At 73.7% G+C, this 12159-nt stretch carries 12 protein-coding genes; 6 read left to right on the top strand and 6 right to left on the bottom strand.

The window, feature by feature from the left end; all coding sequences use genetic code 11:
• Positions 1 to 22: 22 nt before the first annotated feature.
• The 4 genes from ABD973_RS13520 (at position 23) to ABD973_RS13535 (ending at position 3085) form a co-directional block, all read left to right on the top strand.
• The gene (locus ABD973_RS13520; RefSeq protein WP_125603476.1) at positions 23 to 1174 is read left to right on the top strand and encodes a lipid-transfer protein; all 1152 of its coding nucleotides are present in this window, start codon (positions 23 to 25) and stop codon (positions 1172 to 1174) included.
• 11 nt (positions 1175 to 1185) lie between these two features.
• Complete coding sequence (locus tag ABD973_RS13525; protein WP_345500178.1) at positions 1186 to 1647, top strand: Zn-ribbon domain-containing OB-fold protein; 462 nt, start codon at positions 1186 to 1188, stop codon at positions 1645 to 1647.
• On the top strand, positions 1644 to 2420 hold the full coding sequence (locus ABD973_RS13530; protein WP_345500179.1) for an enoyl-CoA hydratase/isomerase family protein: 777 nt from the start codon (positions 1644 to 1646) through the stop codon (positions 2418 to 2420). Before ABD973_RS13525 ends, ABD973_RS13530 begins: the two co-directional genes overlap by 4 nt.
• A gap of 221 nt (positions 2421 to 2641) precedes the next feature.
• Entirely contained in the window at positions 2642 to 3085 is a 444-nt protein-coding gene (locus tag ABD973_RS13535; protein ID WP_345500180.1) for an SRPBCC family protein, read from the top strand.
• 84 nt (positions 3086 to 3169) lie between these two features.
• Here ABD973_RS13535 and ABD973_RS13540 read toward each other — a convergent pair whose 3' ends face one another.
• From ABD973_RS13540 to ABD973_RS13550, 3 genes are all read right to left on the bottom strand, one after another.
• Positions 3170 to 3664 (bottom strand): peptidylprolyl isomerase, encoded by a 495-nt coding sequence (locus tag ABD973_RS13540; RefSeq protein WP_125822029.1) that lies wholly within the window; start codon positions 3662 to 3664, stop codon positions 3170 to 3172.
• 131 nt (positions 3665 to 3795) lie between these two features.
• Entirely contained in the window at positions 3796 to 6216 is a 2421-nt protein-coding gene (gene afsK, locus ABD973_RS13545; protein WP_206436543.1) for a protein serine/threonine kinase AfsK, read from the bottom strand.
• A gap of 197 nt (positions 6217 to 6413) precedes the next feature.
• Positions 6414 to 7217, bottom strand: coding sequence for a VOC family protein (locus ABD973_RS13550; RefSeq protein ID WP_125822027.1), 804 nt, complete (start codon positions 7215 to 7217; stop codon positions 6414 to 6416).
• Positions 7218 to 7575: 358 nt separating this feature from the next.
• Between ABD973_RS13550 and ABD973_RS13555 the strand changes: the two genes are divergently transcribed.
• The gene (locus ABD973_RS13555) at positions 7576 to 8223 is read left to right on the top strand and encodes a TetR family transcriptional regulator (RefSeq protein WP_125604929.1); all 648 of its coding nucleotides are present in this window, start codon (positions 7576 to 7578) and stop codon (positions 8221 to 8223) included.
• 42 nt (positions 8224 to 8265) lie between these two features.
• On the opposite strand, the gene ABD973_RS13560 is transcribed toward ABD973_RS13555, so the two are convergent.
• Positions 8266 to 8775 carry a nitroreductase family deazaflavin-dependent oxidoreductase gene (locus tag ABD973_RS13560; protein ID WP_345500181.1) on the bottom strand — a complete coding sequence of 170 codons (510 nt, stop codon included), beginning with the start codon at positions 8773 to 8775 and terminating at the stop codon, positions 8266 to 8268.
• A complete protein-coding gene (locus ABD973_RS13565) occupies positions 8775 to 9992 on the bottom strand; it encodes an acyl-CoA dehydrogenase family protein (RefSeq protein WP_345500182.1) in 1218 nt (405 codons plus the stop codon). The genes ABD973_RS13560 and ABD973_RS13565 overlap by 1 nt, the downstream gene beginning before the upstream one ends.
• 206 nt (positions 9993 to 10198) lie before the next feature.
• Here ABD973_RS13565 and ABD973_RS13570 point away from each other — a divergent pair, with 206 nt between their 5' ends.
• Positions 10199 to 11410 carry a thiolase C-terminal domain-containing protein gene (locus ABD973_RS13570; protein WP_125822024.1) on the top strand — a complete coding sequence of 404 codons (1212 nt, stop codon included), beginning with the start codon at positions 10199 to 10201 and terminating at the stop codon, positions 11408 to 11410.
• Between the two features lie 217 nt (positions 11411 to 11627).
• Here ABD973_RS13570 and ABD973_RS13575 read toward each other — a convergent pair whose 3' ends face one another.
• A complete protein-coding gene (locus ABD973_RS13575; protein WP_345500183.1) occupies positions 11628 to 12086 on the bottom strand; it encodes a TIGR03618 family F420-dependent PPOX class oxidoreductase in 459 nt (152 codons plus the stop codon).
• Positions 12087 to 12159 lie beyond the last annotated feature (73 nt).

Raw genomic sequence — 12159 nt, forward strand, 5'->3', positions numbered from 1 at the left:
ACTGGCGCACCCGGAGGTGGCGATGGCGGCAACGCTCAAGGACGCTACGGCAATCGTCGGCATCGGCCAGACCGCCTTTGCCAAACGGCTGCCGTCGAGCGAGAAGGAACTGGCCTGCCGGGCGATCCTCGCGGCCCTCGCCGACGCGGGCATCGCACCCTCCGAGGTCGACGCCTTCGCCTCCTACACCATGGAGGAGACCGACGAGGTCGAGGTGGCCAAGGCCATCGGCGCCGGCGACGTCACCTTCTTCTCCAAGGTCGGCTACGGGGGCGGCGGTTCCTGCGCCACCGTCGGCCACCTCGCCGCCGCCATAGCCACCGGCCAGGCCACCGTCGGCGTCGCCTGGCGCTCCCGCAAACGCGGCTCCGGCCCCAGGCCCTGGAAGAACACCGCCGTCCAGCTGCCCACCCCCGGCCAGTGGACCCGCCCCTTCGGACTGCTGCGCCCCGCCGACGAGATCGGCATGCTGGCCCGCCGCTACATGCACGAGTACGGGGCCACCCGCGACCACCTCTTCAACGTCGCGATGGCCTGCCGCAACCGGGCCAACGAGAACCCGGCCGCGATGATGTACGAGCGCCCGCTGACCCGCGAGATGTACATGAGCTCCCGCATGATCAGCGAACCGCTCTGCCTCTTCGACAACTGCCTGGAGACGGACGGCGCCCTCGCCTGCGTGATCGTCTCCGCCGAGCGCGCCCGGGACTGCCGGCAGAAGCCCGTCTACGTGCACTCGGCCGCCCAGGGGCTGCCCGCCCAGCACCACGGGATGGTCAACTACTGGAACGACGACCCGCTGTCCGGCCCCGCCTGGACCGCCGCCCGCCACCTGTGGAAACAGGCCGACTTCGGCCCGTCCGACGTGGACGTCGCCCAGATCTACGACGCCTTCACCCCCCTCATCCCGCTCTCCCTGGAGGGCTACGGCTTCTGCGGGCGCGGCGAGGGCGCCGCCTTCACCGAGGGCGGGGCGCTGGAACTCGGCGGCCGGCTGCCGATCAACACCGGCGGCGGCGGGCTGAGCGAGGCGTACGTCCACGGGTTCAACCTGATCAACGAGGGCGTCAAGCAGCTGCGCGGCACCTCCACCGCCCAGGTGCCGGACGCCGCCACCTGCCTGGTGACGGCGGGCGAGGGCGTCCCGACGTCCGCGATCCTGCTGCGCGCGTGAGGAGCCGACCGATGACCACCGCCGAAGAGACCACCGCAGGGGAATCCCTGCTGCTGCCCGTGCCCGACGAGGACGGCGCCCCCTTCTGGGAGTACGCGGCCCGGGGCGAACTCCGCGTCCAGGCCTGCACCGCCTGCGGCAGGCTGCGCTTCCCGCCCCGCCCCTGCTGCCCGCACTGCCAGTCCTTCGACAGCGAGTGGCGCCGGACGAGCGGCCGGGGCCGGATCTGGTCCTGGGTCCGGCCGCACCCGCCGCTGCTGCCCGCGTACGCCGCGCAGGCCCCGTACAACGTCATCCTCGTCGAGCTGGCCGACGCCCCGCAGATCCGGCTCGCCGGGAACCTGGTCACCTCCGCCGACGCCCCGCTGAACTCCGTCGACCCGGCGCGGCTGCGCATCGGCGCCCGGGTGCAGGCCGTGTTCACCGAGGTCGGCGGGATGAGCGTGCCGCGCTGGGTCCTGGAGAAGGCATGACGCTGCGCGTGGAGCGGGACGAGGCCGTCGGGGTCGCCGTCGTCACCCTGGACCGGGAGCGCCGGCACAACGCGGTCGACCTGGAGACCGCCGCCGCCCTGGCCGGGGTGTGGCGGGAGCTGCGCTTCGACGGGGACGTGCGGGCGGTGGTGCTGACGGGCGCGGGCACCGCCGCGTTCTGTACGGGGATCGACCGGTCGGCCGAGGTGCCGCAGCCGCAGTCCCCGTACTCGGCGGACGACCCGCTGATCGCGATCGGCCCGAAGGCCAACGACCTGTGGAAGCCGGTGGTCGCCGCCGTCAACGGCATGGCCTGCGGCGGGGCGTTCTACCTGCTGGGCGAGGCCGAGTTCATCGTCTCGTCGACCGCCGCGACGTACTTCGACCCGCACACCTCGTACGGGATGGTCAGCGCCTACGAGGCCGTGTACATGGCGCAGCGGATGCCGTTCGGGGAGGTGGCCCGGATGTCCCTGATGGGGACGTCCGAACGGCTCTCCGCGCGGCGGGCGTACGAGATCGGGCTGGTGTCGGAGCTGGCGGAGCCCGGGGAGCTGCTGGAGGCGGCGCTGCGGTCGGCGCGGACGCTGGCCGGGTTCCCGACGGAGGCGGTCCAGGGCACCGTGCGGGCCCTGTGGTCGGCGAAGCGGGCCGCGCTGCAGCAGGCCCTGGACCAGGCGCCGGCGCTGATCGCCCTGGGGAACCTCCCGCCGGACCGGCAGGCGGACCTGTTCGCGTCCCGCGCGCCGGGGACGCGGTTCCGGCTGCGCTGAGCCGGGTCACGGGCGGTCCGGCGCCGCCCGACGTGTCGGCATTCACCACCCGACACCCGGAACGCGCTCCTCCGATCTCTCCGCCACCAGCGAAGACGCCCGCCGGGCCGTGCTGCGCGACCGCAAACCGTGGTTGCATCCCGAGCACCGAACCCGGCGGCGGACCGCACCACCCCGCGTCCCTTCGGTGGCAGCGAACCACCCAAGAGGAGCACGGCACAGTGCGCACCATCTCCACCGAGATCACCATCGACGCGACCCCCGAAGAGGTCTGGGCGGTCCTCACCGACCTCCCCCGCTACTGCACCTGGAACCCGTTCATCCGCGAGGCCGCCGGTGAAGCGGTCCCCGGGGAGCGGCTCACCCTGACGATGTACCCGCAGTCCGGGAAGCCCACGACCTTCCGGCCCACCGTCCTGATCGCCACCCCGGGCAGCGAACTGCGCTGGCTCGGGCACTTCCTCGTCCGCGGCCTCTTCGACGGCGAGCACTACCTGCGCCTGTCCGAGGGACCGAACCGCACCACGCGGCTGCAGCACGGGGAGCGCTTCCGCGGCGTCCTGGTCCCCTTCCTCGGCAGGATGCTCGACGGGACCGCGCGCGACCTCACCGCGATGAACGACGCCCTGCGCGCCCGCGTGGAATCGGCCCGCGCCACGTCCTGACGCACCTGGCGCGTGGAAACGGCGGCGGCCCCGCTCCCCGGAGAGGGGGGCGGGGCCGACCGGCACGTGCTGCGGAGTCCTGAATCAGGCCTCGACGGTGCCGGAAGCGGCGATCTCGACCTTGGCCTTCGGGGCGCCGGACTGCGAGCCCAGGGACTCGATCTTGTCGACGACGTCCTGGCCCTCGACGACCTCGCCGAAGACGACGTGCTTGCCGTCGAGCCACGAGGTGACGACGGTGGTGATGAAGAACTGCGAGCCGTTGGTGTTGCGGCCGGCGTTCGCCATCGACAGCAGGTACGGGCGGTCGTGCTTCAGGTCGAAGTTCTCGTCCTCGAACTTCGCGCCGTAGATGCTCTTGCCACCGGTGCCGTTGTGGTTGGTGAAGTCACCGCCCTGGAGCATGAACTGCGGGATGACGCGGTGGAAGCCGGAGCCGGCGTAGCCGTAGCCGTTCTGGCCGGTGGCCAGCTGGCGGAAGTTCTCGGCCGTCTTCGGGACGACCTTGTCGAACAGGCTGAAGACGATGCGGCCGGCGGGCTCGCCGTTGATGGTGATGTCGAAGAATACGTTGCTCATGGGTCCCATCCTGTCACTCCCGGTGCCAACCGCACTCCGGCGGGGCCGCCGACCGGGCCCCCGGCGCGTCGCGAAGGCCCCCGCCGAGGACGGCGGGGGCCTGCCGCGTAGCAGGTCAGAGGCCCGGTGGCTCAGGCACTCGTACGGGTGCCCGTGCCCTTCGCGGCGTCGAGGGCGTAGACGCAGCGGTCCTTGCTGCACGCGTACACCACGCCCGCCTCCGCCACCGGGGCTCCGGTGATCTCCCCGCCCGTCGCCAGCTTCCAGCGGAGCTGGCCGCCCGCCGCGTCCAGCGTGTACAGGCAGTGGTCGGCGGAGCCGAAGTGGACGCGGCCGTCCGCGACCACCGGCGGGCCGGTGATCTCCCCGCCCGCCGCGAACCGCCACTTCGGCGTGCCGGTCACCGCGTCCAGCGTGTACAGGGCGCTGCCCGCGCCCAGGTGGACGCTGCCGTTCGCGACGAGCACCGGGTCCGACGCGGGGCGCGGCTCGGTGGCGATGCGCCAGCGGTCCTTGCCGGTGGCCGCGTCCAGGGCGTAGACGGTGCCCAGGTAGTCCGCGAGGTAGACCCCGCCGCCCGTGACCGCCGGGCCGGGGGCGAAGGCGGGCGGGGCCAGGAAGACCGCCGGGGCCTCGAAGTGCCAGCGGACCCGGCCCGAGGCCCGGTCCACGGACAGCACGCGGGTGCCGGCGGCGACGTACACGTTGCCGTCGGGCGCGGGCGTGACGCGGACCGGGACGTTGCCGCAGGAGGCCGCGTCACCCACCGGGTACGACCAGGCCTCCTGCCCGGAGCGGGCGTCCAGCGCGCGCAGCCGGGCGTCCTGCCACACGTACACGGTGCCCTCGTGCAGGACGGGCGCCGCCTCCGGGGTCTCGAAGTCGGACTGGGCGCCGCTCAGCTCCCACAGCTTCTGCCCGTTCGACGCCTCCCAGCCCTGCACGCCGCCGCCGCGGGTGGCCGTGATGACCGTGCCCCGCTCGGCGCGCAGCGCGTACACCCAGGCGTCGGCGTTCAGCCGCCACCGCTCGGAGCCGTCCTTCGCGTCCAGGGCGAACAGGGACGGCCCGTCGGAGGCGTGGATGCGGCCGTCGGCGACCGCCATCGACCAGGCCACGTCCCGCGTCTTGAACTGGCGCCGGCCGCTGCCGACGTCCAGGGCGTGCACCTCGAAGGAGGTGACGTAGAGGAGGTCCCCGGCCACGGTCGGGGTACCCCACACCTCGTTGGACATGCGGAACCGCCACGGCCGCCAGCGCCCGCTGTCCGGCGACGGCCCCGGAGCCGGCACGGACGGGGTCGCCGCCGGCGTCACCGCCGACGCCGGGGTACCGGCCGGCGGGCGCACCCAGCCGGTCGCCGAGTCCGCCGCGGCGTGCCCCGCCGGGGCGGAGGCCGTCGCCCGCGGCCCGGGCCCGATCGGCACCGGCGAACCGCCCAGCCGTACGGGCATGCCGGGCATCGACGACACCGGCACCGGCGCGGGCCCCCGCACCGGCGGCGGGGTCAGCGGCGGCCGGTCCGGGCGCGGCGGCACGGCCTGCCCGGTACGCGGGTCCACGAACGGGTCGGCCGTCCCGCGCGCCGGCCGGCGGTGCGTGGACGGCCCGGGGGCGGGCGCCCGGGAGGCCACGGGGGCCGGGGTGGTCCCCGTACGGTTGCCCGCGCGGCGGGACTCGATCAGCGCGACGGCCCGCTCCGGCAGCCACGCCGAGGCCGTCCCGCTGTCGTCACCGCCGTCGAACAGGTGCGGGGCCAGCTGCGCCTGGAGGTCGGCGGGGGTCGGACGCTGCGTGGCGTCCATCTGCATGCAGGAGTCGATCAGCGGGCGCAGCTCGTCCGGCAGGCCCTCCAGGTTGGGGCCCTCCCGCAGCAGCATGAACACCGTCTCGACCGGGTTCGCCCCGTGGTACGGCGGGTGCCCGGTCGCGGCGAAGACGAGGGTGGAGCCGAGCGAGAACACGTCGCTGGCGCCCTTGACGCTGCGCGAGTCCTTCGCCTGCTCCGGCGACATGTACGCCGGGGTGCCGACCGCGACGTTCGTCATCGTCAGGCGCGTGTTGGACACGCCGCTCGCGATGCCGAAGTCGATCACGCGGGGGCCGTCCTCGACGACCAGCACGTTGGACGGCTTCAGGTCGCGGTGCACCAGCCCCGCGCCGTGGATGGACTGCAGGGCCTCGGCGATGCCGGCCGCGAGCCACCGCACGGCCTGGGCGGGCATGGGCCCGCACTCGTTGACGATCTCCTCCAGCGAGGGCGCCGGCACGTACGCCGTCGCCAGCCACGGCACCGCCGCGCGCGGGTCCGCGTCGACGACGGCCGCCGTGTAGAAGCCGGACACGGCGCGCGCCGCCTCCACCTCGCGCGTGAACCGCACCCGGAACAGCTGGTCCTCGGCCAGTTCCGTGCGCACCGTCTTGATCGCGACCCGGCGTCCGGACGCCGAACGTGCGAGATAGACCAGCCCCATGCCGCCGGCGCCGAGCCGTCCCAGCACCTCGAAGGGGCCGATCCGTCTCGGGTCGTGCTGCGTCAGCTGCTCCACCACTCGCCTCCACTACCTCCCCGTACGGGCCCCTGCCGGACCCGCTTCCACCCGTACGCGGCCGCCTAGGGCACGCGCACCGGTACGGACCCGATTCTGTCAGGCCCGCGCCTGGTCCGGCCCCGCTACGGGGTGTGCGTGGGGACGCGGCTGCGGCCAGAGGTCCACGACGGCTGGGGTGACGGTCGCGGCGACGGTTCCTACGACGGCTGCGGTGACGGTTCCGACAGCAGGGCGAAGACCGCCCCCTGGTTGTCCGCGACGACCGCGATCCGCCCGTACGGCGTGTCGAACGGGTCGGCCGTGACGCGCCCCCCGAGCCGCTGCACGGTGGCGACGGCGCGGTCGCAGTCGGGGACGGCGAAGTAGACCAGGAAGTGCGCCGGCATGATCTCCGGGAAGGCGTCGGTGATCAGGCTGCGGCCGAGGACGGCCGTGTCGGGGCCGGGCGGCCTGCCGGGCGGGGACCAGACGCGGTACTCGACGCCGGTCCCGGAGTCGTCCTGGTCCTGGGGGACGTAGCCGAAGACGTTGGCGTAGAAGACGTCGACGGCGTCGCGAGCGCGCGTGTAGACCTCCGCCCAGCAGTACGTGTACGGCTCGTCCTGCGCCTCGAACCCGTGGTGGGTGCCGGGCTGCCACAGGCCGAAGACGGCCCCTCCCGGGTCGGCGGCCATCGCGGCGGTGCCGTACGGGCCCACGGGCTGCGGGTCCATCACCATCTGGCCGCCGGCGGCGCGGATGCGGGCCGCGCAGGCGTAGGCGTCGGAGGTGTACAGGTACACGCCCCAGACGGTGGGCATGCGGCCGTCCGGTTTGGGGGCGAGGGCGGCGACGTTGCGGCCCCGGCTGTAGGCCTGGGTGTAGCCGCCGTACTCGGCACCGGCGGGATCGGAGAAGGTCCACCCGAAGAGCTCCCCGTAGAAGCGCTTGCCCGCCTCGACGTCCGGGAGGGAGGCGTCGACCCAGCAGGGCGAGCCTTCCGCGAATGCGGCTGCGGCCATGGGGCGGTTCCTTCCGTCGCGCGGGTGGTGCGGGTGGTGCGGGGCGGCCGGTGGTGGGGGCGGCCGGTGGTGCGGGGTGGGGCCGGGCGGGGGCGGTTGGGTAGCTTGGGGGGCTTGTCCGGACAGCGGGCGTTTCATGCCCGTGAACCATGGTCCGCCCGAAAACTTGTCCACAGCCTGTTGATAAGACTATTCGGGGGATACGGCCCGGTACGTACCGGGCCTCCCCCGCCCGAAGGGCGGCCGGAATCCGCCGCCGGGCCCCGCCCGGAGGCCCTTCGGGGCAGGTCGGCGGCCGGGTCACCCCATTTGCAGGCGGCCGAATAGCGCGCCGATCGCCCCTCGGTAAGCTGACGGCATGACAGGACAAGTACGCACCGTCGACGGGCGTGTCGCCGGCCGGCGCGGCCAGGCGACGCGGCAGAAGCTGCTCGACTGCCTCAGCGAGATGCTCAGCTCCTCGCCGTACCGCGACGTCAAGGTGATCGACGTCGCACGCAAGGCCGGTACCTCCCCCGCGACCTTCTACCAGTACTTCCCGGACGTCGAGGGCGCCGTCCTGGAGATCGCCGAGCAAATGGCCACGGAGGGCGCACAGTTGACCGCGCTCGTCGAGGGCCGGAGCTGGGTCGGCAAGGCCGGCTGGGCCGCCGCCGAGGAACTCGTCGAGGGATTCCTGGAGTTCTGGCGCAGCAACGACGCGATCCTGCGGGTCGTCGACCTCGGTGCCGCCGAGGGCGACAAGCGCTTCTACAAGATCCGCATGAAGATCCTGAACTCCGTCACCAACTCCCTCACGGAGTCGATGAAGGAGCTCCAGGCGAAGGGCAAGGTCGACAAGGACCTCAGCCCGGCCGCGATGGCGGGCTCACTCGTCGCGATGCTCGCGGCGGTCGCCTCCCACCAGAAGGGCTTCCAGACCTGGGGCGTCAAGCAGGCCGAGCTCAAGCCGAACCTGGCCCTGCTCGTGCACCTGGGCATCACCGGCAAGAAGCCGACCAGGTGACGGCGGACCCCCTGGAGGGTCCGCGTCCCACCGCACCCGCGATCAGCGACGCTCCAGGCGAAACAGCCTGATCTCGCGCTCGATGCGCGCCTGGTACGTCGCGTACGGCGGCCAGAACCTCAGCACGGCCTGCCACGCCGCCGCCCGCTCGGCCCCCTCCAGCAGCCGGGCACGTACCGCGATGTCCTGCCCCTGCCAGCTCACGTCCGCGTCCGGGTGCTTGAGCAGGTTCCCGGTCCAGGCCGGGTGGCCGGGGCGGCCGAAGTTGGAGCCGATCAGCAGCCAGCTCACGCCTCCGTCCTCCGGCATGCACGCGAGCGGCGTCGTGCGCGGCTCACCCGTCTTCGCACCCCTGGCGGTGAGGATCACGCCCGGCAGCATCCGGGCGCTGAGCAGCACCTTTCCCCGGGTGAGGCGGTGCACGGCCTTGTCCATGGCGGGGATGAAGTGCGGGGCGATCTTGGCGAAGAGGAGGGTCGAGGAGACCCTCTGCATCAGCCTGACGCCGAGGGCGGCGGACGCGCCGGGGCCGTGGGAAGCGGTGGGAGCCATCAGACGGCCGCCCTCTCCGGGGTCGCGGACGGGTCGAAGAGTCCCGCGTGGTGCGCGGCGTGCGCGCGCAGGCGGTGGACGGGGCCGAACAGCAGCTCGTCGGCGGCCGCCCGCTTGAAGTACAGGTGGGCGTCGTGCTCCCACGTGAAGCCGATGCCGCCGTGCAGCTGGATCGCCTCCCCGGCCGTGGTGCGCAGGGCCTCCAGCGCCTGGGCGAGGGCGAGGCCGCCCTGGTCCGGGTCCCAGGCGGCGTAGTAGGCGGCCGAGCGGGCCGCCTGGACCTGCACGTAGAGGTCGGCGAGGCGGTGCTTGACCGCCTGGAAGGAGCCGACGGCCCTGCCGAACTGCTCGCGCTGGCACACGTACTCCACGGTGCGCGCCAGCGCCCGGTCGGCGGCGCCGACGGCCTCGGCGGCCAGGACGGCGGCCGCGCGGCGGCCGGTGGCGGCCAGGGCCGGGAGGACGGGGAGGGTGGGGAGGGCGGAGGGAGGGGCGGTTCGGTCGTCCGTCCCAAGCAACTCGGATTCCACGTCGCGCAGTTGGACCCGGCCCTGCGGGCGGGTCTCGTCGAGTGTGGTCTGCCGGTCCCGTACGAGGCCGGGCGCGCCCTCCCGCACGAGGAACAGCAGGGTGCGGCCGCGGGCGAAGCCGCCAGTGTGCGCCGCGACGAGGAGCAGGCCCGCGCTGTGTCCGTCGAGCACCTGCGGCACCTCCCCGTACAGCCGCCACCCCTCGTCGGTGCGACGCGCCTGGACCCCGCCGGCCCGGCCCCCGCCCGCCCAGTCGCCGGGGGTGTTGTCGCCGGTCAGGGCGAGTGCGGCGGCCAGGGCGGGGCCGGGCACGGCGAGGGCGGCGGTCAGCTCGCCGGCGGCGAGCGGCGGGAGCAGGGCGGAGCGCTGCACGGGGGTGCCGAGGGCCGTGATCAGCGGGGCGGCGAGGACGGCGGTGGCGAGCAGGGGGGAGGGCAGCAGCACGCGCCCGGTCTCCTCGCAGGCCAGCGCGAGGTCCCCGGGGGCGCAGCCGACGCCCCCGTACTCCTCGGCGACGGCGATGCCCGGCAGGCCGAGCTGCCGGGAGAGCTGCTGCCACAGCTCGCGGTCGTGTCCCGCGGCGGTCCGGACGGCGGCTTTGACCTCGTCCGGCCCGCAGCGCTTGGCCAGGATCTCGCGCAGGGTACGGCGCATCTCGTCCTGCTCCGCGGTGAAGGCGGCATCCATCGTCGGGCTCCTCCCCGTATCTGACGGGGCGTCATGTTAGGGCGGCGGGGGTGAGATGCACAGGGGGCGGGGGCGCCCTTTGCCGGATGCGGAGGGGTGCGGGGGGTGCGGGGGGTGCGGGGGGTGCGGGGGGTGCGGGGGGTGCGGGGGGCGGGGCGCCGTTCGCCCTCTAGCTTCTGACGGTACGTCAGATGTACCGTCCCCGCATGCCTGGACCCCTTCCTGGACCCCTGTCCGCACCCGTCTCCCCCGCCACACCCCGCCGCCGGGTCGCGGTGGTCGGCGTCGCCCTCTCGGACTGCGGCCGGGTCGACGGCCCGACCCCCTACGCCCTGCACGCACAGGCCGCCCGCCGGGCGCTGGCCGACTCCGGCCTCGACCGCTGCGTCATCGACGGCTTCGCCTCGGCCGGGCTCGGCGTACTCGCGCCGGTGGAGGTGGCCGAGTACCTCGGACTGCGGCCCACCTGGGTCGACTCCACCTCCGTCGGCGGCTCCACGTGGGAGGTCATGGCGACCCACGCCGCCGACGCCATCGCCGCCGGTCACGCCAACGCCGTCCTGCTGGTCTACGGCTCCACGGCCCGCGCCGACATCAAGGCCCGGCGGCGCACGTCGAACCTGTCGTTCGGGGCCCGGGGGCCGCTGCAGTTCGAGGTCCCGTACGGCCACACGCTGGTCGCGAAGTACGCCATGGCCGCGCGACGGCACATGCACGAGTACGGCACGACACTGGAACAGCTCGCCTCGGTGGCCGTCCAGGCGCGGGCGAACGCCGCGACGAACCCGGACGCGATGTTCCGGGACCCCATCACGGTGGAGGACGTCCTCGGCTCCGACCCCATCGCCGACCCGTTCACCAAGCTCCACTGCTGCATCCGCTCGGACGGCGGCTGCGCGGTGCTGCTGGCCGCCGAGGACTACGTACCGGACACGGCGAAGTCCCCTGTGTGGGTGCTGGGCACGGGCACGGCGGTGTCCCACACCACCATGTCGGAGTGGGAGGACTTCACCGTCTCCCCCGCGGCCGCCTCGGGCCGCCAGGCCTTCGCCCGCGCGGGCCTGACCCCCGCGGACGTGGACCTCGCGGAGATCTACGACGCCTTCACGTACATGACCCTGGTGACGCTGGAGGACCTCGGTTTCTGCGCCAAGGGCGAAGGCGGCGCCTTCGTGGAGAAGGGCCGCCTGCTGCGGCAGGGCGAACTCCCGGTCAACACGGACGGCGGCGGCCTCTCCGCCTGCCATCCGGGCATGCGCGGCCTCTTCCTGCTGGTCGAAGCCGTCCGCCAACTCCGCGGCGAGGCGGGCGAGGGCCAGGTGACGAAGCCGGGCGGCCGTCTACCGGAGGTAGCCCTGGCCTCGGGCACGGGAGGCTGGTTCTGCTCCTCGGGGACGGTGATCCTGGGGCGGGGGTAGGGGGCGGGGGTTCCCGGCGCGGGCCCGCTATCTCCCCCTCGACCCCCTGGGGCCGGGCGGTGGCTGCCCACCCGGGGCCCTCAGAAGTCCCGATCCCGGGCGAGGGGCACGGCTACCCGCACGAACGGTTGATCAGAGCGCCCCGCGGAGCCCCCAAGCGCAGCAGATCGCTACGCGCTCCTCTGGCCTTGGCGGCCGGCGGTCGTCCGGGGCTGGTCTAGGCGTCGATGTCGAGTGCCGTGCCGTACAGGCGGTTCACCTTGAGGCGGATGACCACGCGGTTCTCGGCTACCAGCTGCTCCAGGAAGGCGGCTTCGTCCTCGGGGCGCGCGGCCGCCGGGATCATGCCGAGCAGTTCCCTCCCGATGGCGTCCCCCGCCACCGTGGTGCGCTCGGACACCTCGGCGTCGCCTTCGGCCACCGCGAACGACCACACGTTGCCGCCCTGTACGTGAAGGGCCGCGCTGGGATTGCGGCGCAGGTGACCGACCTTGACCCGGTCCGCCGTCGTCGAGAACCGCACGGTGCGGCCTTCGGGGTCCCAGCTGTAGAGCATCGTGGTCAGGTGGGGGTGGCCGCTCTGCTTGATGCTGGCGAGCGTGCCGAACTGCTGCCGGCCGAGCAGGTCGGAGAGTTCTTCGTCGGAGAGCGGGCGCGGTGCCGCGGGCTTGGTCATGCAGTGATCAACTGCGTTTCCCGTGCGGCAATTCCTGCCGCATCAGATCGCACATGCGGGATCCCCGCGGGCG

It is taken from the genome of Streptomyces racemochromogenes (genome assembly GCF_039535215.1).
GTDB classification, from domain to species: domain Bacteria; phylum Actinomycetota; class Actinomycetes; order Streptomycetales; family Streptomycetaceae; genus Streptomyces; species Streptomyces racemochromogenes.

Bases quoted from the DNA above. Each gene is read 5' to 3' on its own strand.
- ABD973_RS13520 (WP_125603476.1), top strand. From the start codon at position 23: ATGGCGGCAACGCTCAAGGACGCTACGGCAATCGTCGGCATCGGCCAG.
- ABD973_RS13525 (WP_345500178.1), top strand. From the start codon at position 1,186: ATGACCACCGCCGAAGAGACCACCGCAGGGGAATCCCTGCTGCTGCCC.
- ABD973_RS13530 (WP_345500179.1), top strand. From the start codon at position 1,644: ATGACGCTGCGCGTGGAGCGGGACGAGGCCGTCGGGGTCGCCGTCGTC.
- ABD973_RS13540 (WP_125822029.1), bottom strand. From the start codon at position 3,664: ATGAGCAACGTATTCTTCGACATCACCATCAACGGCGAGCCCGCCGGC.
- ABD973_RS13550 (WP_125822027.1), bottom strand. From the start codon at position 7,217: ATGGCCGCAGCCGCATTCGCGGAAGGCTCGCCCTGCTGGGTCGACGCC.
- ABD973_RS13555 (WP_125604929.1), top strand. From the start codon at position 7,576: ATGACAGGACAAGTACGCACCGTCGACGGGCGTGTCGCCGGCCGGCGC.
- ABD973_RS13560 (WP_345500181.1), bottom strand. From the start codon at position 8,775: ATGGCTCCCACCGCTTCCCACGGCCCCGGCGCGTCCGCCGCCCTCGGC.
- ABD973_RS13565 (WP_345500182.1), bottom strand. From the start codon at position 9,992: ATGGATGCCGCCTTCACCGCGGAGCAGGACGAGATGCGCCGTACCCTG.
- ABD973_RS13570 (WP_125822024.1), top strand. From the start codon at position 10,199: ATGCCTGGACCCCTTCCTGGACCCCTGTCCGCACCCGTCTCCCCCGCC.
- ABD973_RS13575 (WP_345500183.1), bottom strand. From the start codon at position 12,086: ATGACCAAGCCCGCGGCACCGCGCCCGCTCTCCGACGAAGAACTCTCC.